The organism is Microcoleus sp. CAWBG58 (assembly GCF_020883045.1).
Lineage (GTDB): Bacteria > Cyanobacteriota > Cyanobacteriia > Cyanobacteriales > Microcoleaceae > Microcoleus.
This window is the reverse complement of sequence record NZ_JAHRFA010000031.1, coordinates 1-22,248: the sequence shown is the minus strand read 5'-3', so window position 1 is coordinate 22,248 and position 22,248 is coordinate 1. Positions and strand designations below refer to the sequence as shown.

At 44.7% G+C, this 22,248-nt stretch carries 19 protein-coding genes; 11 read left to right on the top strand and 8 right to left on the bottom strand.

Features of this window, described 5'->3' with window-relative positions:
* Positions 1-181: 181 nt before the first annotated feature.
* The gene (locus QZ918_RS15760) at positions 182-820 is read left to right on the top strand and encodes a Uma2 family endonuclease (protein ID WP_293336569.1); all 639 of its coding nucleotides are present in this window, start codon (positions 182-184) and stop codon (positions 818-820) included.
* On the top strand, positions 793-918 hold the full coding sequence (locus QZ918_RS15755; RefSeq protein WP_293154172.1) for a hypothetical protein: 126 nt from the start codon (positions 793-795) through the stop codon (positions 916-918). The genes QZ918_RS15760 and QZ918_RS15755 overlap by 28 nt, the downstream gene beginning before the upstream one ends.
* Before the next feature lie 24 nt (positions 919-942).
* On the opposite strand, the gene QZ918_RS15750 is transcribed toward QZ918_RS15755, so the two are convergent.
* From QZ918_RS15750 to QZ918_RS15740, 3 genes are all read right to left on the bottom strand, one after another.
* Entirely contained in the window at positions 943-1,545 is a 603-nt protein-coding gene (locus QZ918_RS15750; protein ID WP_293154169.1) for a 50S ribosomal protein L25/general stress protein Ctc, read from the bottom strand.
* A 180-nt stretch (positions 1,546-1,725) separates the two neighbouring features.
* On the bottom strand, positions 1,726-2,094 hold the full coding sequence (locus QZ918_RS15745; protein ID WP_293336567.1) for a hypothetical protein: 369 nt from the start codon (positions 2,092-2,094) through the stop codon (positions 1,726-1,728).
* Positions 2,095-2,501: 407 nt separating this feature from the next.
* Complete coding sequence (locus QZ918_RS15740; protein ID WP_293336565.1) at positions 2,502-3,842, bottom strand: adenylosuccinate synthase; 1,341 nt, start codon at positions 3,840-3,842, stop codon at positions 2,502-2,504.
* A 372-nt stretch (positions 3,843-4,214) separates the two neighbouring features.
* Here QZ918_RS15740 and QZ918_RS15735 point away from each other — a divergent pair, with 372 nt between their 5' ends.
* The 7 genes from QZ918_RS15735 to QZ918_RS15705 all read left to right on the top strand — a co-directional run bounded on the left by QZ918_RS15735 (position 4,215) and on the right by QZ918_RS15705 (position 15,345).
* Positions 4,215-5,252 carry an adenosine deaminase gene (locus tag QZ918_RS15735; RefSeq protein ID WP_293336563.1) on the top strand — a complete coding sequence of 346 codons (1,038 nt, stop codon included), beginning with the start codon at positions 4,215-4,217 and terminating at the stop codon, positions 5,250-5,252.
* Between the two features lie 40 nt (positions 5,253-5,292).
* The gene (locus QZ918_RS15730) at positions 5,293-5,889 is read left to right on the top strand and encodes a hypothetical protein (protein ID WP_293336561.1); all 597 of its coding nucleotides are present in this window, start codon (positions 5,293-5,295) and stop codon (positions 5,887-5,889) included.
* 228 nt (positions 5,890-6,117) lie between these two features.
* The gene (locus QZ918_RS15725; protein WP_293336559.1) at positions 6,118-9,285 is read left to right on the top strand and encodes a CHAT domain-containing tetratricopeptide repeat protein; all 3,168 of its coding nucleotides are present in this window, start codon (positions 6,118-6,120) and stop codon (positions 9,283-9,285) included.
* Positions 9,286-9,782: 497 nt separating this feature from the next.
* Complete coding sequence (locus QZ918_RS15720) at positions 9,783-11,342, top strand: hypothetical protein (RefSeq protein ID WP_293336557.1); 1,560 nt, start codon at positions 9,783-9,785, stop codon at positions 11,340-11,342.
* A 283-nt stretch (positions 11,343-11,625) separates the two neighbouring features.
* Entirely contained in the window at positions 11,626-13,113 is a 1,488-nt protein-coding gene (locus QZ918_RS15715) for a TldD/PmbA family protein (protein WP_293336555.1), read from the top strand.
* Between the two features lie 185 nt (positions 13,114-13,298).
* A complete protein-coding gene (locus QZ918_RS15710) occupies positions 13,299-14,645 on the top strand; it encodes a TldD/PmbA family protein (protein ID WP_293336553.1) in 1,347 nt (448 codons plus the stop codon).
* A gap of 262 nt (positions 14,646-14,907) precedes the next feature.
* A complete protein-coding gene (locus QZ918_RS15705; protein WP_293336551.1) occupies positions 14,908-15,345 on the top strand; it encodes a GNAT family N-acetyltransferase in 438 nt (145 codons plus the stop codon).
* A 130-nt stretch (positions 15,346-15,475) separates the two neighbouring features.
* Here the strand turns inward: QZ918_RS15705 and QZ918_RS15700 are convergent, their stop codons facing one another.
* From QZ918_RS15700 to QZ918_RS15690, 3 genes are all read right to left on the bottom strand, one after another.
* Positions 15,476-16,498: a ferredoxin family protein gene (locus QZ918_RS15700; RefSeq protein ID WP_293336549.1), complete on the bottom strand. Its 1,023-nt coding sequence runs from the start codon at positions 16,496-16,498 to the stop codon at positions 15,476-15,478.
* 73 nt (positions 16,499-16,571) lie between these two features.
* Positions 16,572-17,720 carry a cupin domain-containing protein gene (locus tag QZ918_RS15695; RefSeq protein ID WP_293336547.1) on the bottom strand — a complete coding sequence of 383 codons (1,149 nt, stop codon included), beginning with the start codon at positions 17,718-17,720 and terminating at the stop codon, positions 16,572-16,574.
* 159 nt (positions 17,721-17,879) lie between these two features.
* Entirely contained in the window at positions 17,880-18,032 is a 153-nt protein-coding gene (locus QZ918_RS15690) for a hypothetical protein (protein WP_293336545.1), read from the bottom strand.
* 558 nt (positions 18,033-18,590) lie between these two features.
* Between QZ918_RS15690 and QZ918_RS15685 the strand changes: the two genes are divergently transcribed.
* Positions 18,591-19,715, top strand: coding sequence for a THUMP domain-containing class I SAM-dependent RNA methyltransferase (locus tag QZ918_RS15685; RefSeq protein WP_293336543.1), 1,125 nt, complete (start codon positions 18,591-18,593; stop codon positions 19,713-19,715).
* Between the two features lie 84 nt (positions 19,716-19,799).
* Here the strand turns inward: QZ918_RS15685 and QZ918_RS15680 are convergent, their stop codons facing one another.
* On the bottom strand, positions 19,800-20,219 hold the full coding sequence (locus QZ918_RS15680) for a peptidylprolyl isomerase (RefSeq protein WP_293148754.1): 420 nt from the start codon (positions 20,217-20,219) through the stop codon (positions 19,800-19,802).
* Positions 20,220-20,455: 236 nt separating this feature from the next.
* A complete protein-coding gene (locus QZ918_RS15675) occupies positions 20,456-21,325 on the bottom strand; it encodes a prohibitin family protein (protein WP_293148756.1) in 870 nt (289 codons plus the stop codon).
* Positions 21,326-21,487: 162 nt separating this feature from the next.
* On the opposite strand from QZ918_RS15675, the gene QZ918_RS15670 reads away from it, so the two are divergent.
* Positions 21,488-22,144, top strand: coding sequence for an RNA ligase family protein (locus QZ918_RS15670; RefSeq protein WP_293336541.1), 657 nt, complete (start codon positions 21,488-21,490; stop codon positions 22,142-22,144).
* The last annotated feature ends 104 nt before the right edge of the window (positions 22,145-22,248 follow it).

Genomic DNA, 22,248 nt, shown 5'->3' with positions numbered 1-22,248 from the left:
ATGTCGCTGCTAAATGGGCGGTTTCAACCGCCTCTCTAGTTGCCTTGCACGCGCCAGCCAACGGTTGAACAGCTAGCGATCGCACTCAGGATGCCTGCACCACAAGACTTATTGAAGAAATATATTACAATAATTAACAGTAAATGTTCTGTCAACTTTGGCTTAAATTGCGGTAATTTTGATGTTGTTAGAGCCACCACCTCAACTTGTCGGAGAAAAGCGCCTCACCTTTCACGACCTCGATTGGCAAGCCTTTAAGCAAATTCAAAGTTTGCTGGCGGAGCGCACCCGCGCCCGTTTTACCTACGATAACGGAGTATTAGAAATCACCATGCCCCTCGAAGGACACGAACGCTCTGCTCGCTTGATTGAACTCTTTATTAGAGTCCTTGTGGTTGAAATGGGCATGAAAATGAAGACGATGGGCTCGACTACGCTCGATCGCGAAGACTTACTCAAGAGCGCCGAACCCGACAATGGGTACTATATCCAGAATTATGCCTTAGTTGCCGATCGCCCGGTTAATTTGAATGTCGATCCTGCCCCGGATTTAGTTGTGGAAGTGGATATTACCCATACGGATCTCAATAAAAATACACTCTATGCGAGTATGGGAGTGCCTGAGTTTTGGCGGTTTAACGGGCGGGTATGGCGGATTCTGCAATTAGTCGATGGGGCTTATGTCGAGTGCGATCGATCTCCGACTTTTCCGATTATTGAAAAAACGGATTTATACGAATTTCTAGAAGCAGCTTTCATTGATGAAGTTGCCGCAGAGATAGATTTTCGTCAATGGGTGCGACAGCAGATTCAAGGCTGAGTATAGCAAAGTGCGATCGCCCAAAAACCATAACTGCTTTTTTGCAAAAAACGATCGCCCTTTTTGGAGAAAGCGATCGCCTCAATGTCAACTATTAGTTAGCAAATCTTATCAATTACCGATCAAGCTGCGGCGGCTGCTGCTTCTTCTGCTGCTTCTTCAGGGCTGGCTTTAGTTCCCAGCACGGTAACTACCACCTGAGTTGGATCGCCCAGAGCTTCTGCTCCCGCAGGTAAAACTAATTCGTGAATGTGCAGCGCATCGCCTACCTTCAAATTAGAAATATCTACTTCAATTGCATCAGGAATGCTATCAGGTTTGCACTTAACTGCGATTTGCGTCAGCACAGTTTCTAACATACCGCCTTCTAACTTGACGCCCACAGATTCGCCGACGAAATGCAAAGACACTTCAACTTCCAGGTTGTCTTGAGTTGCTACGGAGAAAAAGCTCAGGTGGTAAGGAAAACCTTTCCAAGGATGAACTTGAACTTCTCTGAGCAATGTTTTTCCGCTCCAAGAGAGTTCAGGAATGCTGAGATCGATGAGGGTGTTGTTGACTGCGTGTTTTTTGAGCAGGGTTTCAACTGTTTTGGCTTTGACGGTAAGGGAAATGGATTCAGAGCCTTTGTGCCCGTAGAGGACGGCGGGAATCAATCCGGAGCGGCGGAGGGCGTTAGGTTTGCTGCCTTCTGCCCGCTTTTGACATTCTACTGCGAGTTCCATTTTGTGACTTTCTGTTGATTGTTTTCACATTTTACCAGAATTGTGGTAGTGCGATCGAACTTATAGCAGAAGGAAGAAGGAAGAAGCTTGTAGGGTGCGTCAGTATTAAGTTTATGACGAAAAATTTACGTGTTATCAACTGACGCACCCTACTAATTGGGCTAGTTGCGTAACTCGAGATTAAATGCGCTGGAGGTATTGATCATTTTCGTTTTCCACGCACTTCAGCAATTCCAGCATTTTTCTGAGACGATATGTTCCTGCTTGATACTCTTCTTTGGAAGGGGAATCACCAAGCTTAGTCAGAACTACATCGCTTTCACTAATAATTGCTTCGCTAAAAATTTTCTTGAACTGCTGGCGAATCTCTTGATTTAATTCTACTAGAGGCAGAATTACATTTTCTTCATCTAGGTAAATCTCGGTGTCGATTGATGCACCACCTATTTTGGAAAATGCTGATTTTGCTAACCACTCGTAAAAGGTTTCTTCTACATCTACCGTTTCCGATTCCGTTCCATTTGTGGTATAGAAGCTAATATCTAGCATTGGGATTACTCCTGCTACTAAACATCTAAACACTCGTTACCTTCCTTGTTTAATATTAAATCCGGTAGCATCAGAATTAATATTAGCCACAATCAGGACGTAACGCTGTCCATAAGTGTCAACTTAGGCCGAGAATCCTTGGTATCTCTAGCTTTTACCTAAGTCTAGATCCCCCTAAATCCCCCTTAAGAAGGGGGACTTTGAAAAGATTCCTGTCCCCCCCTTGTAGGGGCGGTGCCCCCGTGCCCGCCCTCATTGGCTAGGGGGGATCGAGATTTAATAGTCAAACAATAGTCTCTGACTGCGTTTGACCTGGTTGTTGACACCTATGGACGCTGCCGTTTCCCTACAATTAATCGGGATAGGGAAACGGTACTGCCATGTCCTCCGTTTCTTCTATGATAACGTTAAGCTGATGCTGCTACAGCCGTGCCGTCGGCCGACAACAATCCGCGTTTCGGGCCGTGAATCGGGTCTTCTACGATAATAGTTTGGTCGCGGCCGGCTCCGAGAGATACAATGGCGATCGGCACTTCCATCAAATCTGCCAAAAACTTCAGATAATCCAAAGCTTGTGACGGCAAATCTTCCAAATTGCGGCACTCTTCGGTGGACTGCTTCCAACCGGGAAGGGTTTCATAAATGGGTTTGCAGCGAGCAAATATCCGCGAACTTTTGGGGAAATCGATGCAACGTTCGCCGTCAATTTCGTAAGCAACGCAAACTTTGATTTCTTCTAATTCATCCAAAACATCTAGTTTGGTAACAGCGAGACAGTCAAGGCCGTTGATGCGGACTGCGTAGCGGCCGATTACTGCGTCGAACCAGCCGCAGCGCCGTTTCCGGCCGGTGGTGGTGCCGAATTCTGCTCCTCTCTCGCCCAAAACTGCGCCAATTCCATCGACCATTTCGGTAGGGAATGGGCCTTCTCCGACGCGGGTTGTGTAGGCTTTGGCGACGCCAATTACGCGATCGATCGCTGTTGGCCCGACACCCGTTCCCACACAAGCGCCGCCAGCGATCGGATTGCTGGAAGTAACGTAAGGATAAGTACCGTGATCTAAGTCTAATAAAGTGCCTTGGGCGCCTTCAAACAGAATATTTTTCCGCTTGTGAAGTCCCTCATAAATCTTTAGGGAACTGTCTACTACGTGCGGCCGCAAACGATCGGCATAAACTCGATATTCATCAATTACCTCTTGCGGATTTAGAGGCGGCAAATTGTAGAGTTTTTCCAGAATGACATTTTTATGCTCGATCGTCCATTCCAGTTGTTCTTGCAAACCTTCCAAGTCCATTAAATCGAGCATCCGAATGCCCGTGCGTTCGGATTTGTCGGCGTAAGTCGGGCCAATGCCGCGTCCCGTCGTGCCGATTTTATAATTTCCGCGCTGCTCTTCCGATGCTACATCAATTAATCTGTGATAGGGCATCGTGACGTGAGCAGTCTCTGAAATCATCAGCGAGGCAGTCGAAACATTCAGTTTTTCTAACTGATCTAATTCTGCAATTAAAACTTTAGGGTCGATTACCGTTCCGCAGCCGATGATACACTTTGTCTCAGGGTAGAGAATCCCGGACGGAATTAAGTGCAGCTTGAAAGTCTGATCGTTGACTACCACCGTGTGACCGGCGTTGACGCCCCCTTGGTAGCGGACAACGATATCTGCGGATTTGCTGAGCAAATCGGTAATTTTGCCTTTTCCTTCATCGCCCCACTGGGCGCCGATCACAACTACGTTAGCCAAGGGTTTCTCGCGTTCAGTTCAGGTTGACACAAACTCCGATTATGTACGAATGCGTCCCGGATGTCAAATTAATTTTTGTTACAATTTAGAGAAGTGAGGCTGTATTGCTCTCAAGAAAAGACTCTCAGGATGATCCGAGGAGAGGGGGAGAGGGGGAGATGGGAGAGAATGTGATTGGTTTTTATGGGAATCCAATGTGCAGCTTAAATTTGGAACAGTTTACCTGCTTGAGGTTATTGGCTAGTATTTGGGAAAGACCGATTTCTGGGCACCGATGCGCCCAGAACTAAATTACAAATCCTTCAATCTTTTAATCCTTCAATTCCTCAATCCTTTCAATTCTTCAATCCAAAATCTCAAATCTAAAATCCCATGACTTTACACGCTGAGTTGCACCGACATTTAGGCGGTTCTGTGGTTCCTCGAATTTTGTGGCGGTATTTCGATCGCCATAATGCTCAAATGGTCGATCGCTTTCAACAATATTCGGCTTTTGAGGAGTTTTACACTCGTCCCCGCAATACTCTCGACGAGTATTTGGAACTGCACACGCTGGTGGAAAGCGTGCAAACTGTTGAGACTTTGCCTTATTTTATCTATCGGTTGATGCGGGGCGCTTACGTATTTGAAAATCTGGCTTATTTGGAGTTGCGCTATACTCCTTATTTGCGGACTCCCGAGCATTTGGATCGGTCGAAACGCATTGATTTGATGGCAGAAATTGTACAGGTTGTGGGTAAGGCAAGTCAAATTAGTGATTGTCCGATTGTAACTAGCCAAATTTTGTGTATGCACTCGCGCTTACCCTATGAGGTGAATCGGGCGATCGTCGATTTGGCGGCACAAATGGGAGAATATGTTTGTGCGATCGATCTTGCGGGCGGTGATGCTGCTATTGGCGATCGCCTGGACGAGTTTGTCGGATTGTACCAGTATGCGAGGTCGATCGGCATTAAGACAACCGGCCATCTCTACGAAACTACATCAGGCTGTTATCCCGAACTTTTGCCCTATCTGATGCGAATCGGTCACGGGATTCAAATTCCGTTAAAATATCCCGAACTGTTGCCAGAGGTGGCGCGTAGAGGTCAATGCTTGGAGGTTTGCCCTACTACCTATCTGAAAACGGGAACCTTGCAGGATATGCAGGAATTGAAGGTTGTATTCGATCGATGTTTTGAGGCTGGTGTCGATATTGCCATTTGCACCGACAACGCGGGATTGCACAACGTGCGACTGCCTTTTGAGTACGAGAATTTGTTGACTCTGGATATTATTGATTTTCGGCAGTTACAAGCCTGTCAAGATGCTGCTTTCCGCCATGCTTTTGCGTGGCCCTATGACGGGCGGCCCGTGAAGATGCTGACTGGTTTGTTGCAGCATGAGTCGGTTAGTGCGATCGTGAATTAGCAAAGAATATATATTTAACGAACCGCGAAGGTGCGAAGCAGTGACTGCGACAAAAACCAAAGAAACCGGGTTTTTCGCAGTTTTTCGGCTGTGTATCGACATTTTGGAAAAAAACCCGGTTTCTGCCTCCACCCAAAATCTCAGAAACCGGGTTTTTGACCAAATCTCCGACTGTAACCAAGGATTCTGGAAAAAACCCGGTTTCTCGCCACACCACAAGTCCAAGACTACGACAAAAACCAAAGAAACCGGGTTTTTCGTAGTTTTTAGGTGGTGTATCGATATCCTCGCAAAAAACCCGGTTTCTGCCTCCACCCAAAATCTCAGAAACCGGGTTTTTGACCAAATCTCCGACTGCGATCGACTATTCTGGAAAAAACCCGGTTTCTCGCCACCCCACAAGTCCAAGACTACGACAAAAACCAAAGAAACCGGGTTTTTCGCAGTATTTAGGCTGTGTATCGATATCCTCGCAAAAAACCCGGTTTCTGCCTCCACCCAAAATCTCAGAAACCGGGTTTTTGGCCAAATCTCCGACTGTAACGAAGGATTCTCGAAAAAAACCCGGTTTCTAGCCACCCCGCACATCCAAGACTACGACATAAATCAAAGAAACCAGGTTTTTCGCAGTTTTTAGACTGTGTATCGATATCATCGGAAAAAACCCGGTTTCTCACCACACCCAAAATCTCAGAAACCGGGTTTTTGGCAATATCTCCGACTGTAACCAACTATTCTCGAAAAAACCCGGTTTCTCGCCACCCCGCGCATCCATGCGAAAAAAACTTGGCATCCCCCGCCCCAAACAGATGAGTTTCACCGATAATAAATTAATAGAGCGAACCATCCCAAATCCCAAATCGCCATGAATTCAGATCGCCAACAAGCCTATCTCAACCTGATAAATCAACTGCTAAATAGTCCCAGCGGCGATGAAGCCCAGATATTGAAAACTCACCCGGAATTGCTGGATGATGGCTTGGTGGCGGCAATGCTAGAAGAGGCAGTTAATCTCGAAGAACAAGGCGAACTAAGTAACGCTAATCGGTTGATGAGTTTTGCACAGAGAGTGGGTTGGATGATAGACTACCCCCAAGATGCGGAAGCATACAGACTATTAGAACAAGGAATTCAGCAGTATAATATCAGTCAATTTCGAGAATCTTTGCAGTCTTGGGAACAGGCATTAACTATCTATCGGGAAATCGGAGATCGCCGGGTAGAAGCTGTTTCCCTCCACCTTTTGGGCAATGCTTACGATTCCCTAGGCCAATTTCAGCAAGCGATCGAGTGTCACGAACAGTCTTTAGATATTAACAACGAAATAGGTGATCGTGGAGGTGAAGTCGATTCCTTCTGCGGTTTGGGCAATGCTTACCAATCCCTAGGGCAATATCACAAAGCGATCGAGTGTCATGAACAGTCTTTACAGATTTCAGGGAAACTTAAATTTCGCAAAAAAGAAGCCGCCTGCTTCGGCAATTTGGGCAATGCTTACCAATCCCTAGGGCAATATCACAAATCGATCAAATTTCATCAGCAGTCTTTCAATATTTCACGGGAAACCGGAGATCGCGAACAAGAAGCTAATTCTATTGGCAATTTGGGAAATGCTTACGATTGTCTAGGGGAATATCACAAGGCAATTAAGTGTCATCAGCAGTCTTTCAAGATTTCACATCAAATCGGATATCGCAAACAAGAAGCTAATTCTATTGGCAATTTGGGCATTTCTTACCATTCACTAGGGCAATATTACAAAGCAATTAAGTGTCATCAGCAGTCTTTCAAGATTTCACATCAAATCGGATATCGCGAACAAGAAGCTAATTCGCTCAATAGTTTGGGCCTTTCTTACCATTCCCTAGGGCAATATCACAAATCGATCAAATTTAATCAGCAGTCTTTCAAGATTTCGCGGGAAATCGGATTTCGCCAAGGAGAAGCCACTTCCCTGGCCGTTTTAGGTAATTGTTATAATTCCCTAGGGCAATATGAGAACGCAATTAAATGTCATCAGCAGTCTTTTAAGATTTCACATAAAATCGGATATCGCGAACAAGAAGCTAATTCGCTCACTAATTTGGGCTTAGCTTACCAATCCCTAGGGCAAGACCAAAAGGCAATTAAATGTCATCAGGAGTCTCTCAAGATTTCACGCGAAATAGGTCGTCGCCAAACAGAAGCCGCTTCCCTAACCAATATAGGTGGAATTCTTTTCAAAAATAACAAACTCCCAGAAGCAGAAGAAAAACTTCGCGATGCCATAAAAGTTTGGGAAAATATGCGTTTTGAGTTAGTCAATAATGAACATAAAAGATCAATTTTTGAAACCCAACTATCTACCTATCGCGGTCTGCAACAAGTCCTAGTTGCCCGATCGCAATTTAACGAAGCCCTAGAAATATCCGAAATGTCTCGCACCCGTGCCTTCGTCGAATTATTACAACAAACCCTATTAACAAACGATTTACCAGCAAATGACCAAACAAATAAATTATCAATTCCCAAAATCCAAGAAATCGCCCGCGACAGAAACTCCACAATAGTTGAATATTCAATTGTTGAATCAGACATCATTTACATCTGGGTAATCCAACCAAACGGCAACATCACCCATCGTGCCGCCAACCTCGAACCCCTCAACCAACAAAACCAAACCCTCAAACAAATCATCCTCCAAACCCGCATCTCCATCGGCACCGAAGAAATCGACGACGCAGGCAACAAAATTCAGCTAGAATCCCAGTACAAACGAGACGAAACAGGCCGCTTTCCCCTACTGCAACTCCTCCATCAAATCCTGATCGAACCCATCATCGACTTACTCCCCACCGATGCCAATTCCTCCATCATCTTCGTCCCCCACTACGACTTATTTTTACTTCCCTTCGCCGCCCTGCAAGATAGCAACAACCGCTACCTAATCGAATACCATACCATCCTCACCAGCCCATCCATCCAAGTATTAGAACTCACCCGCGAACATCAAAACCGAGTCCGAGGATTGAGACAAGCCGCCCTAATTGTCGGCGATCCAACCATTGCCCCAAAATTTAAAGAAAAGCCCTACAAACTCGAACAACTTGATAGGGCAAAAGAAGCCGCCGAAGCCATTGCCGCAACATTAGGAACCCAAGCAATTAGCGGAGATAATGCCACAAAAGTCGCCATTTTAGACAGGATGCTCAACACCCGCATCGTCCATTTATCCGCCCACGGACTCCTCGACGATTTCCAAGGTTCTGGCATTCCCGGCGCGATAATTTTAGCACCATCGGGAGACGACGACGGCGCAATTCATGCCGTGGATATCCTGCAATTAAAACTCGATTCGGAACTCGTAGTATTGAGCGCGTGCAGCACCGGGCGCGGTAAAATTACGGGAGATGGAGTCATCGGATTGTCGCGCTGCTTCATCCTCGCCGGAGTCCCCAGCATCATAGTTTCGCTGTGGAATATGGGAGTGATTTCAGCCAAGTTGCTAATGACTGAATTCTACCAAAATTTAGCACGGGGAGGCGATCGAGCAGCGGCCTTGCGGTGTGCTATGCTAACCACAAAAGCTCGATTTCCGAGTCCCATAGCTTGGGCTGCATTTACGCTAATTGGCGAAACCGAAACTTTACCGCTGTCAACTGAAAAAATAGATTTAAGGAGTCTCAAAATGTCACTTCCCGATGATGCGAAACCTGAAGAAATTGTGGCGGCTTTTAGTCAGTTATTGAAAATATCCGAACCGCAATTTGTGGCAGAATTATCCGCGATTGATGTTGGTGCGATGGATAATGTGAATGCGATTGCTGAAAGAATCAAGGATTGGTGCGAAACTCGGTCTCAAATTGAAGAGAATTTGGAGAATGAGATTTATCAAATGGGTGCGGGGGGGACTGATAGTGATGCGCCGGAGGAAGTGGTGAGGGAGTTTTATGAGACGTTGAAGGAAAATCAGATTCGATTGGGTTTGTCTGGGGATTCTGTGGCGGATGAAATGGATACTTTGGGCACGGAATCAGTTGATAATCCAACATAAATCCCGTAGGGGCGGGTTCACCAACAATATATAACGATGATAAACAATCTAAATAAACCCGCCCCCACCACACCAATAACCTGCATGAAGGAAATTTGGATTTAATTCGGAAATGTACATAATTATTGTTGGTTGGGTTGGGGCGGGTTTTCGAGATTGTTTGTTTGGGGCGATTATGTTGGCGAACCCGCCCCTACAGGAATTCGGTTTATTTAACTGGATATGATATTAAATGTACATAATTATTGTTGGTTGGGTTGGGGCGGGTTTTCGAGATTGTTTGTTTAAGGCGATTATGTTGGCGAACCCGCCCCTACGGGAATTCGGTTTATTTAACTGGATATGATGTTAAATGTACATGATGATTGTTTGTTGGGTTGGGGCGGGTTTTCGAGATTGTTTGTTTGGGGCGATTATGTTGGCGAACCCGCCGCTACAGGAATTCGGTTTATTTAACTGGATATGATGTTAGTCGATATATTCCACAAGGTTTGATTATGCAGGAACAACCTAAAATTAAAAATCCCAACATTACCCTCTATCCTTTCCACCTGCGGAATGATGGTGATGAAGGTTGCGATGCAGTAGCCAAAAATGCTCAATCACTGTGGGAAAACCTAGCAGATAATGTTGGCACAAAATTTAACATCGACGAACTAAAATCCCTCAGAGACAAGCTAATTTGCTACAAAGACAAACAGTATTATCCCGAAGGCGAACAAGAAAACCCTAATAATGGCAAATTGCTGATTGCTAATAGTGGAAAAGCTCTGAAGTTTCAACGAATAACTCAGCCAGATTTGCCAAAACTTTTTGGTTCAATCTCTGCCCTACAAATTCACGATATCTACACCGCAGATTTAGCATTTTATTATAATGCGACAATTAAAGTATCGGATTTAAATCAATTAAATGCCCAAGGTTGTTTGTTACCAAAGGCAATTAAATCGTCGCTGGGACAAACTTTATTGTTGTACGCCACACCAGCAGTTTTTGATACTCGTCGCAAGCTAGCTGACGAATGCGTTACAGCGTTTGTTAACAATCAACAACAAGCATCACCAGAGTTTCGTAGGGAAGGAATATTATTCGGGAGTCCGATTTTTGAGTATGACAGCCGTGAAGATGATGCGCCTCAACGGTGTCACATTCTAGTATGGTTGCAAGAGAATCCTGAAACTCAGAAATTCATAACCTCAGCGTTTAATCTTTATTTGATAAATCTGCTGTGTTATCGTGCTAAAATTTTATTTGTGTATGGTGCAGCTCGGAAAAGCTATCGCAAAGCACAGCAAATTGTGGGCGAGTTAGAGAAGGAGATGCCGAAATTCGCTGCAATCGAAAGGGAACAAGATAGACAAGTTAAGTTGCGGAATTTGAAGGATTTGCTGGCGGAAGTTCGGACTAAAATGTTGGCTTGTTCTCACCAAGTGCGCTATTTGCAGGAATTTAGAAATACCATTGATACTAATGCTGAAAATTATGGTGATGTGCTGACAAAGATTAGAGGTTTGTCCATCCCAGGGGATAATCTGGATTTTTGGCAGAAGTTTCTGGATTTGGCTGAGGGTAAGTATCAGCGGCAAATTGAAATTGATTTGAATTATCTGATTGCTAGTCAAGATTTGTTCCAGCAGTCGATATCTACTCTGCGGGGAATGGTGGAAATTGAACAGGTGGAATTCGATCGCGAAAAGGAAGAGAGAGAACGTCAGCGCGATCGCGAACAAATAGCATTATACCAGCAAAAGGAAGCCGAACAGAAAGAACGCGATAAAGCTCAAATAACGCTCGACAAGCAAATTGAAGAAAAAGAGAAAAAGCGCGATCGCCAACTTGAGAATATCATATTTTTTGTCGGAACTGCGATCGGGGGCGGCCAAATCTTCTCCGCCGCCTATCCTCTCCTGAAGGAGACACCGATTCAATGGCGACTGGATTCTTCTCTCCCGCTGCATCCCTTTGCTGCGACAATTCTGTGGAGTCTGCTTTTTGGCTTGGTATTTGGCTTGTTAATGCTGGGTGTTGCGGTGTTGGTGAGGAAAAGACTTAGATAGTAACGCTATATAGCAATCCTATCTGATTTTCAAGGTACGACTACCCCTCGTCTTGCTAGACTCATTTGATAGCAAGGATTTCAGAATCTCCCGAGCTAGAAAATGATTTAGGATTGCTATAGCAATCCTAAATCATTTTCATAATTCTTGTGGGGGTTATTTAAGAACCTGGTTGCCCCAATAGATAGGGGGTAGGCACGGGGGCACTACCCCTACAAATCTTCATCAATCATTTAGTATTGCTATATAATGATTGATAACCAACGAGGAATGACGAATAACTATGGTACTGTTAACCGCAAAAGTTTCTGCTGAGGAGTTGGCAAATTTAGCCGTAGATTTGATTCGGAAATCTGGATGCGAATACGGAGACGTGCGTTTTTGCACTTACCGGCGACAAAGTTTGTACGCGCGCGATCGATCTTTAAGCAATATCTCCGATAATGTAAGTTCCGGTTTTGGCGTGCGAGTGTTGCTAGACGGTGCTTGGGGCTTTGCTGCCAGTCACAGCAAAACACCCGCAGAGGTTGCCAGAATCGTTGCTTTGGCTGTTGAAATCGCTAAAGGTAGCCGCTTGACTCAAAAGGAACCGGTGCGTTTAGTACCTGTCGAAAAATATGTCGATACTTACATTACTCCGATCGCAATTGACCCGTTTTCTGTACCCGTCGCTGACAAAGCCGAACTTTTATTAACCATCAACGAGCGACTGCTAGCCCACGATTCACAAGGCATCAAAAAAGCTTATTCTTTTTTGCAGGCAAACCGCGAAGACAAGGTTTTTGCGTCCACAGAAGGTTCGCTAATTGAACAAACAATCTATCGCAGCTATCCGGGTTTTGGCTGTACGGCAATTGCGGGCGGCGATGCCCAAAGTCGCAGTTACGAACGCCCGCCCCTAAATATCGGTTACGAACACATTAAGCCCGATGATTTGCTCAGTCAAATAGACAGAGTTGCGGCGGAAGCGATTGAGAAAGTTGCTGCACCGAAGGTTCCGGCTGGTATTTGCAAATCCCTGATTCTCAAGCCGACAAATTTGTTTCTGACAATCCACGAATCCGTCGGACATCCCACGGAATTAGACAGAGTTTACGGATATGAGTCTAACTTTGCTGGCACGAGTTTTGCTACTACTGATAAGTTGAATAAGCTGCAATACGCTGCGCCTTGGGTGAACTTTAAGTGCGATCGCACTCAACCGGCCGGCCGCGGTACAATGGGTTACGATGATGAGGGCGTAAAATCCCAGGATTGGTACGTTGTCAAGGATGGGATTTTAGTTGATTATCTGACAGATAGAGAGACGGCTTATCGCCTCGGACGTAGCAGCAGCAACGGTTCTGCCTGCGCTGACAGTTGGTCTAGCGTGCCGATGGTGAGAATTCCTAATTTGGGACTGGAACCGGGCCCGGATGGTGGCAGTCATACTGCTACTTTGGATCACATGATTGCTGATACGGAAGATGGGATTTTAATTGACGGTGTTGGTAGTTTTTCGATCGACCAACAGCGGCGCAATTTCCAATTCGGCGGCGATGCTTTCTGGAAGGTGGAAAAGGGTAAGGTTGTGGGAATGTTGAAGGATGTTACTTATCATTCGATGAGCACTGATTTCTGGAATCAAGTAGATGCGATCGGGCCTGCTTCGGAACGGGTTCAATGCGGTACTAATATGTGCGGCAAAGGTGAACCGATGCAGGTTGCTCAAATGACTCACGCTTGTGTACCGGTGCGGGTTAGGGATATTCAAATTGGGGGCAGGGTTTAATTCGGATTGATTTAACCGCAGAGGGCGCAGAGAACACAGAGAGAGAATTCAGAGATGGATGATTTAAATGACTCATGCTTGTTCGCCGGTGCGGGTGAGAGATATTCAAATTGGGGGAAGGGTTTAATTCGGAATGATTTAACCGCAGAGGGCGCAGAGAACACAGAGAGAGACAAGAGAGATTTATGATAGTAACGACATCGCCTGCAATTTTAAGTGAGGATCGAGCTTTATCTTTGGTAGAAAAAGCAGTCAAACAATCGGAAGCTGAGGAAGTATTTGTCAGTCTCTATACTGGTGAAGAATCTCTTTCCCGATTCTCGGAAAATCAAATCAGCCAAAATATTAGCAAGACTGTTTTTAGCCTCAACGTTACTAGCTATTTCGGTAATAAAAGCGCTTCTGCATCTGTTACTGAATTTGATGAAGATACGATCGCCCAAACCGTCAAACGATCGCAAGAACTAGCTCGAATTGCCCCCGCAGACCCCGAATGGATGCCCTTGCTGCCCCCTCAAACCTACGATTTACCCGCGCCCGCGTTTGATGAAGCAACGGCCTCTGTATCGCCTCTAGCCCGCGCAGAATTGGTGCGACAAGCTTGCGCGATCGCATCTCAGGCAGGTGCTGATGCTTCCGGTACTTTGAGCACGGAGGCGTCATTATACGCGATCGCCTCGTCAACCGGACTCCGCGCCTGCAACCATTCTACAGAGGCGAATTTCGGCTATACTGCCCGGATCGGAGACGGTTCTAGCTGGACGGAAAGCACGGCTTGGGGTATTAATGAACTACCAGTATCGGCATTAGCAGCACAAGTTGTCGATCGCGCGATCGCATCCCGCAATCCCCGCCCCATCGCTCCGGGCGTGTATCCTGTAATCTTTGATGGCGCTGCGTTTGCGGATTTGCTACCGTGGATTGTTTGGGGGATGGATGCGCGGGCGGCGGATGAAGGGCGATCGTTTATGTCGATCGCCGATGCAGCCGGAAAACCCGCTGGAAACCGCGCTGGGGAACAACTTTTTAGCCCTATGGTGCAGGTACAGCGCGATCCGAATCATCCTTTATTGCGATCGAATAATTTCTTCGGTGACGGATTGAGTAATAGCTATTTGGAAATCATCAAAAATGGCGTACCTCAAAGTCTATCTTATTCCCGCTACTGGGCGGCACAAAAAGGCAAAGAAGCGAAAGGTGCTTATTACCCGATCGCGATGACAGGTTCCAACCAAAGTATATCAGATTTAATCGCTCAAACCGAGCGCGGAATTTTCGTCAGTCGAGCTTGGTATGTCAACTACGTGAATCCGAAAACATCGGAAGTAACCGGCATGACTCGCGACGGTACTTTCTGGATTGAAAATGGTAAGATTGTTTATCCGATTAAAAATTTCCGTTTCAATCAGGTTTTGCCTGATATGTTGCGCGATGTCGATGCAGTTAGCGAGGCGAAACGTTACGGTGGCAACGTAGTACCCGGAGTGCGGGTGAAAGCTTTTAATTTCACCAGTGTTACTGATAGCTTGTAACTTGCTATTATCGCCTGACTCCGGCAGTTAACGAATGTTTGTAGTGAGGACTTTAGTCCTTTCCATAATAATAAGAAGGACTAAAGTCCTTACTACGAACCTAACCAATGTTTTTAGTGAGGAGTTTAGTCCTTTCCATAATAAGAAGGACTAAAGTCCTCACTACGAACCTAACGAATATTTGTCGTGAGGAGTTTAGTTCTTTCCATAATAAGAAGGACTAAAGTCCTCACTACGAACCTACAGTAATTTATTTAAAAAAATGTCAAATATAGATATACGTCTAGTTAAAAGCGCACAAGAATTAGAGGATATGTTTTACCAGCGGTGGTTGGTTTTGCGATCGCCCCTGGGCATGGAAAGAGGCAGCGAAAGGGACAGTCACGAGAACGGTGCTTGTCATATTATAGCAGCAACGGGCGATCGCACAATTATCGGATCGGGCAGACTCCGAGAATTATCCCCAGAATTGGGAAGCATCTCTTATATTGCTGTACTTCCTGAATTTCAAAACCAGGGAATCGGCACTAAACTGATGGAAAGACTGATCGCACAAGCTAAGAAAAATAATCTTACAATGCTGAGACTGATGTCTCGGATAAACGCCGTTAAATTTTACAAAAATCTCGGATTTGTCGAAAAAGACAATCCCTTTGAATACCTGGGAATCCCACACATATTCATGCAGTTAGAATTGTAATTTATGTCATAATATAAGGTTCGTAGTGAGGACTTTAGTCCTTCTTGATTGAGGTTCGTAGTGAGGACTTCAGTCCTCATAAATGCGAAACATTCAATCCTCACTACCAACCTAAGATTTAGATTCAATCTCACCTCATCTCGACAAATGTCGGCTGCGGAATTCCCGGATAAATCACAAACTTTGAGTCATCTTTTTTCGAGTAAAAGTAAGAAGACTTCACCAAATATTTGACAAACTCTGATTCTTTTTTAGCACCGCAGGAACCTTTCAACCTAACTGTTTTAGCTTCATCTTTAGCCAACTCAGCCCGATAGACATAAGTACCATCAACGTTTTCAAAAGTTAATTCAGCCACAAAATCATCATTTTCAGGATTTTTCTCTACAATACAGCCTGAGACTTTGTAGTTGAACCAATCCCACCCGTAGCGGATGATGAATTCTCGTTCCAAAACCTGAATTTGGTTCGGCAAAATCCCCCAACCCCGATAAACCTGATTCAAACATTCAATATCGCCAGTCCGTGTTAAGATTGACTGAAATGAAATGCGATCGAGATTTCCGTAATATCTGCCATCACGCAAATCGATCGCAGTCGGCGCCATCCGATGTCCGCCAAAATGACTAGATTTCCAAACACGAATATCACTTAATCCTAACTCCGAAACCAAAGTTGTTGCTTGGGCATAAAAAGGATTGCCATATCTCGCGCAACATCTATCATGACTCCCGTGAGTACAAACCAAAATATCTCTACTTGGGTTATTCTCAACTTCGCAATCCGGCACTTCTCCAGCTAAATAGCTTTTGACAATTCCCGCTACTTGCTCAATATTACTCGCGTTAAATTCGTGCTTTTCGTAACCATCAAAAAGTCCTTGACTTTTGTTGTCATAAATCAAGACTTTGCGCTTGTCAGCACATTTAGTTTGGTCGCTATTTATCAACAAAAATCTAATTTTTTGCTGAGAATGCTCTACTTCCTCCACCAAATCCCTGAGATTCTGGGGTACTTGTTTGGAATCAAAAGCTTCTGATTCCCAAGGCAAACAACATTCAATCAATATATAGGTTTGGTAATTAGTACCACTCCCAATAATATCCTCTTCAACGCATTTAGAAGCATCGGCGCAAAAAAAATTCTCCGGCATTTTCTACCTCGTTATGTGTCATAAATTACTTTTTAAACAACCCATTAATTACACCTAGTACCCTTCTCTAGTTTTAGCCAACAAAAATAATTCCGTCAACTACCAACTTAGACAAAAGTGGCACTACATCAATTTCCCAATCATAATCTGGCAACCAATCCATCACATCTTCTCCTGTAAAAAATTCTGTACTGAATAGATTGTCCATAAATTTCTCCGTTACTCCTTTCAGAGATACTTCTTTACCTCCAACAACAACTTTGTATCCGCACCCCTCAGGTAATTCGCTAATTCTCACCCGCAGAAATTTGGGAATCCTAAACTTAGTTTGAATCCCGTAGGGAAAAATGTTGAACCCTGCTTGATAAGGCAGAGAGTATTTCGCCACAGGTTTTGCTAAACTGTCAAGGTAGCTGCTGTACTCTTCTCCAAGCTTTTTACTGTTTGCGTAGCGGTGCAATTCAGCGATTAAATTATTTACACTGACATCAATGGAATCTGATTTTATTCGCAGCGGTAAACTTTGACGCCACTCTTCTTGTTGTCGCAATTCACCCAACAACCATTCTAAAACGTCAATTCCGGTTTTGCCGTGAATTCCTAATGTTAAATGCAGCGACGGTTCATCTGAAGCAACTGCATAATGCCAATGTCCGCGCGGTATGTAAAGCACATCTCCGGGATGCAAAGTGCAGGTTAAATATGGTGGAGTTTCTGGCGGCGAAAATGCGGAGGATTTTTGGTCAATCAGCGGGTATTTAATTGTGTCGGCAAATACATACCACTGCTTAATTCCGTCAGTTTGCAATATGAAAACTTCGTGGGTGTCGTAGTGGGAAGAAAACCCCTGTTTTTCTGGCCAAGAACAATAGGCATTTACTTGGTTTGGATAACCTAAATCTGCTTTTATTTCTGCCGCAAATTCAGCTATTTCTGGAATGAGTTTGTGAACTTGATTGATGATTAAAGTTGCTCCCGACTGGCACTGTTTTATGAGATTGACGTTTTCGCTGGCGTCGAGAACTTTTCCTGCTACTGCTAAGCGAATGTCGGGATATTTTAATTCGTGAAAGTTGAGCAGGTAGTTGAGTTTTTCCCAGGAAAATAAATGTGTAAAGTCTTTTTTCCCTTCGCTGGGAATGACAACTGCTTTGTTTGTCCAGTTGTTATTGAGAAAATCTTCGAGATTGTATGGTTTGAGTAGATTCGCGATCGATCGCATAAATTCTATTGATAAAACTTCTCAATAAATTTTGAACAATTAAATAATTGAGGACAATGCTTTATGCTTGCCCTCAATTAGTCCACATTTCCCGACAGACAACAGTAAAATCTACTACTTCTTGCTTGGGGATGCGAAGTCTAACCGAAAAACCTGCTATTACTCGTTGGTAACATCGCTGCCATCGGCATCAACATTAAGTGCAGAAGAGATGTTTTTAGCTGTGGCGTGCTTGGCAATTTCCTTGACTTCTACTTGGATTTTGCTAGCGCGGGACAGTTTGAGAGCAGATCCGTTGATTACCTTTGACATAATTGCCTCCGATCGTTATATGAAACCCATTTCGCTGAAAGATTCCCAGACTTTGACGTTAGGGCTTGCATTTTCAGCTTCGAGTAGAAGCCTAGCACGAAGTCAATAAATCACGCAAGTAATTAGTAATACTTTTCAATAAGTAGTCGGCGATCGCAATTCAGAACCCTTGCTAACCCAGTTGAGAATTAAGCATAAACCCTGTCTAGCTATTGATTTCAGACATTTAGCGGTCGCGGGCTAGCCCGATCGCCCTTGCGCACGTACTGCTAAACCGACAATCCACTCTTGAGAATAGGTTGTAAAAATATCAGTCTTTTTGAACAGAGACATCTACCTTAAGGTAGAGTGTTGTTTGTGAGACTTAGGATTAAAACGAGCTACTATCTAATTTGGGCGATCGACAAAAACCCATTCTCAATCCCCAACCACCTGTCTTCACGATCCAGAAGTCACGAATACAGACATAGCTGTTTCTTCCCTGCTACATCCGTTACATCCGTTACATCCGTTACATCCGTTACAAAATCCGCTGCCGAACTTCCTTCGTAATCATCAATGAATCAATATTTTGCTACAGTTGCGCGCGGTTTAGAAACCATTGCCGCCCAAGAATTAGAAAGTTTAGGGGCGCAAGATATCAAGCCTGATTTTACAGGAGTTTACTTCGCGGGCGATCGCGCTTTATTGTACCGCGTGAATCTGTGGTCGAGAACAATTTTTCGAGTGCTAGTTCCCATAGCCGAATTCCGGTGTTACGACTCAGATAAGCTCTACCGCGAAGTCCAGAAAATTCCTTGGGACGAATACCTAGAGCCTCACAATACCTTAGCCGTGAACTGTACCGGCGGCAACGATAAGTTGAACCACACTCACTTTACAGCATTGCAGGTCAAAAATGCGATCGCCGACCAACAGCGCCTGCAATTTAACAAACGTTCTAATGTTGATGTCGAAAATCCCGACTTACTCATTAACCTGCACATCCATCGCGATCGCGCTATCTTGAGCTTAGACAGTTCCGGCGGCAGTTTGCACCGCCGGGGATACCGCCCCGCAATGGGGCTGGCTCCGCTCAAAGAAACCCTCGCTGCGGCCCTGTTAGAGATGGCAGAATGGACGCCAGATTTACCATTTTTAGATCCGATGTGCGGTTCCGGAACTTTGCCCCTGGAAGCGACTTTAAAGGGCTTGAACATTGCCCCTGGATTGTTTCGAGAAAAGTTTGGATTTATGACGTGGCCGGATTTTGACGAACCTTTGTGGGATAAATTGTGGGCCGAAGCTGAAAACAGCGAATTGCCGGAACTTAAAGAAATCATCGCCGGGTGCGATCGCGATTCTGATATGTTAGATCAAGCTCGCACCAACGCCCAACAAGCAGGTATTTCCGGTAAAATCAAGTTTGCTCGTACCGAGTTATCCGAGTTGGAAGCACCGACAGATAGAGGTATTTTGATTTGCAATCCTCCCTACGGAGAACGCCTGGGAGATGCTAGCGAATTGGGAGATTTGTACAAGATGTTGGGCGATATTTTCAAACAGCGTTTTAAAGGTTGGAATGCGTTTATTTTGACTGGGAATAAGGAGTTGGGCAAACAGGTGGGACTCAGAACATCGAAGCGAATTCCGGTTTTCAATGGCTCGATTCCCTGTACTTTGCTCAAGTATGAACTGTATTGAGGAGTTGTAAAACACAATTATGAGTAATTTATGTTTGCAATAAGGACTAAAGTCCTTACTACAAACGTCACTCATTACTGAAAATTAATGCTCGATTTTGAGCGAAATAATCTTGTCGCCTTGGCGGATCGCATTCACCACAGACATATCTTCAGTTTTGCCAAAAGTTGTGTGAACTCCGTCTAAATGAGACTGGGGAGAATGGCAAATAAAGAATTGGCTTCCACCAGTATCGCGGCCTGCGTGAGCCATCGATAAAGTGCCTGCCAAATGTTTGTTCGAGTTGATTTCACACTTGATTTTGTAGCCGGGCCCGCCTGTTCCAGTGCCTTTGGGGCAGCCACCTTGAATCATAAAGTTAGGAATGACTCTGTGAAACGATAGTCCGTCGTAAAAACCTTTTTCCGCCAAGTCAACAAAATTTTTCACTGTATTCGGCGCATCCGCATCGAACAGTTCTAAATTGATTGTACCTTTGTCGGTTTCCATAATAGCGCGGGTCATAATTTCTCCTTGCTTCCTAAAATGAGTGTGCTGTCTGCGTCTTAATTGCGGACTTTGGTTTAATAGCGAAAGGTTTTAAGCTGTCGCTATATTTTGGCTTTCAGAAGTGTAGCATACTCCGGCAAATCTCATAGGACTTGGGCAGGCTTTCTGAGCAAACCCGGTTTCTGGCGAGATTTGTGGTTAGCAAAGCCAACATTTTCCCAGAAACAAGGGTTCAGAGGGTAAGTGCTATTTTAATTGTCGATCGCTTTTGGGCGATCGGGTTCTTCCTGCATATCGTTCATATTAAAAATGAAAGGAACCCGACTCGAATTGCTACCCATAACCAATACCTTTGGCATCTGAGCGCCCCCGCTTCTCCAAGCTTCGATCGCCTCTTTTTGCAGCACCAAATCGCCGCCTTGAGCCTTCAGAGTTTCCGCCAAAAGTCTTTGAGCTTCAGCCCTACCTTGAGCGCGGTTAATATCAGCTTGAGCTTGTTGTTCAGCTTCTTGAGCAACATAAACAGCCCTTTGCGCCCGCTGTTCGGCTACCTGTTTTTCCTCAACTGCTTTCGCAAAATCTGTGGAAAATCGAATGTTGACAACGCTCGTGTCAAGAACAATTACATCGTACTTTGATAGCCGTTCTTTAAGTGCAGTATCAAAGTCTCGTTTCAGTTCGCTTCTTTGAGTAATAGATTGTTCGGCGGTTCTCAGGGCAGCCGCTGTTTTAAATGCTTCTTGCGTCTGCGGAGCAATAATTTTAGAAACTATATTCTCCAAGGTTCCTTGAGTCCTTCTGACATCGACTACTTTTGCTGGATCGAGGCGAAAATTGATCGCAAAACTAGCATTTAAATCCTGAAGATCTTTAGTAGCACTCTGGGCGGGAACTTCAAATTTTTGCACTGTGACATCGTACACATCAACCTTGGATATCAGCGGGGGTCTGAAGTGAAATCCCTCTAACAATGCTCCATCTGTGGCTTTTCCTAAAATACTAACAACCCCTGCTTCACCTGGATTGATGACAACAAAAGAGTTGAAGCCCAGGAGTAGCGCGACTACTAATAGAATTCCAGCGATCGCTGACGTTACGCTCTGGAAACTTTGACTTTTCAAAATATACGCTCCTTTGTGATACATCTATTATATAGCACTCCTAAATGATTCGCAAACCTCTCTTCGATCTGACTTCGCGCTCTTTGCGTCTTCGCGGTTCGTAAAAAAATACAACTAACAACTCAAATACAATTGTTATGATAGATAAAAAAGGTAACAGCGATGGTCGCAATTGTTAAATATCCTAGAACTTATCACATCGAAGGTTCGCGTTTCCAGCCGGGTGATGAAGACCTCAACAGCGTGCCGTTTAGCGCTATTGCCGATCGCCCTTTAATTATCGAAGAAAAGGTAGACGGCGCCAATACAGGCATCAGCTTCGCGCCAGACGGGCAAATGCTGCTGCAAAGTCGCGGCCACTATCTCACCGGCGGCCCGCGAGAAAAACATTTTAACTTGTTCAAACAATGGGCTTTCAGTCTCAGCGGAGTTTTAGGAGAAGTGCTGCGAAATCGTTATATTCTTTACGGCGAATGGCTTTATGCCAAACACACTGTTTTTTATGATTTTCTGCCTCACTATTTCATGGAATACGACGTGCTGGACTTGGAAACAAGTCAGTTTTTGAGTACAGAAGCCCGCCGTCAGTTGTTAAACGAAGTGCCGTTAGTGTCAGTTCCGGTTCTGTTTTCGGGAGTGGTAAAATCGCCCAAGCACATGATGCAGTTTATGGAGAAATCTAATTTTATTCAACCGGGGCATTTGGAGCGGTTGCGCTGGCAGTGTCGGGAATTGGGATTAGATGAAGAGCGGTGTTTGAAGGAGACTGATAATAGCGATCGCATGGAGGGTCTGTATATTAACTGTAGTTTAGACTAAAAAATGAGCGCAGCTAAAAGTAGCCACCTTTGAAGCTCAGGCAAGCAGTTGCTCAAAAACTCAAAAAGTAGAAGATTAAATAGCTAATCTTGAAGACTTTTTGC

Bases quoted from the DNA above. Each gene is read 5' to 3' on its own strand.
- QZ918_RS15760 (WP_293336569.1), top strand. From the start codon at position 182: ATGTTGTTAGAGCCACCACCTCAACTTGTCGGAGAAAAGCGCCTCACC.
- QZ918_RS15755 (WP_293154172.1), top strand. From the start codon at position 793: ATGGGTGCGACAGCAGATTCAAGGCTGAGTATAGCAAAGTGCGATCGC.
- QZ918_RS15750 (WP_293154169.1), bottom strand. From the start codon at position 1,545: ATGGAACTCGCAGTAGAATGTCAAAAGCGGGCAGAAGGCAGCAAACCT.
- QZ918_RS15745 (WP_293336567.1), bottom strand. From the start codon at position 2,094: ATGCTAGATATTAGCTTCTATACCACAAATGGAACGGAATCGGAAACG.
- QZ918_RS15735 (WP_293336563.1), top strand. From the start codon at position 4,215: ATGACTTTACACGCTGAGTTGCACCGACATTTAGGCGGTTCTGTGGTT.
- QZ918_RS15725 (WP_293336559.1), top strand. From the start codon at position 6,118: ATGAATTCAGATCGCCAACAAGCCTATCTCAACCTGATAAATCAACTG.
- QZ918_RS15720 (WP_293336557.1), top strand. From the start codon at position 9,783: ATGCAGGAACAACCTAAAATTAAAAATCCCAACATTACCCTCTATCCT.
- QZ918_RS15715 (WP_293336555.1), top strand. From the start codon at position 11,626: ATGGTACTGTTAACCGCAAAAGTTTCTGCTGAGGAGTTGGCAAATTTA.
- QZ918_RS15710 (WP_293336553.1), top strand. From the start codon at position 13,299: ATGATAGTAACGACATCGCCTGCAATTTTAAGTGAGGATCGAGCTTTA.
- QZ918_RS15705 (WP_293336551.1), top strand. From the start codon at position 14,908: ATGTCAAATATAGATATACGTCTAGTTAAAAGCGCACAAGAATTAGAG.
- QZ918_RS15700 (WP_293336549.1), bottom strand. From the start codon at position 16,498: ATGCCGGAGAATTTTTTTTGCGCCGATGCTTCTAAATGCGTTGAAGAG.
- QZ918_RS15695 (WP_293336547.1), bottom strand. From the start codon at position 17,720: ATGCGATCGATCGCGAATCTACTCAAACCATACAATCTCGAAGATTTT.
- QZ918_RS15690 (WP_293336545.1), bottom strand. From the start codon at position 18,032: ATGTCAAAGGTAATCAACGGATCTGCTCTCAAACTGTCCCGCGCTAGC.
- QZ918_RS15685 (WP_293336543.1), top strand. From the start codon at position 18,591: ATGAATCAATATTTTGCTACAGTTGCGCGCGGTTTAGAAACCATTGCC.
- QZ918_RS15680 (WP_293148754.1), bottom strand. From the start codon at position 20,219: ATGACCCGCGCTATTATGGAAACCGACAAAGGTACAATCAATTTAGAA.
- QZ918_RS15670 (WP_293336541.1), top strand. From the start codon at position 21,488: ATGGTCGCAATTGTTAAATATCCTAGAACTTATCACATCGAAGGTTCG.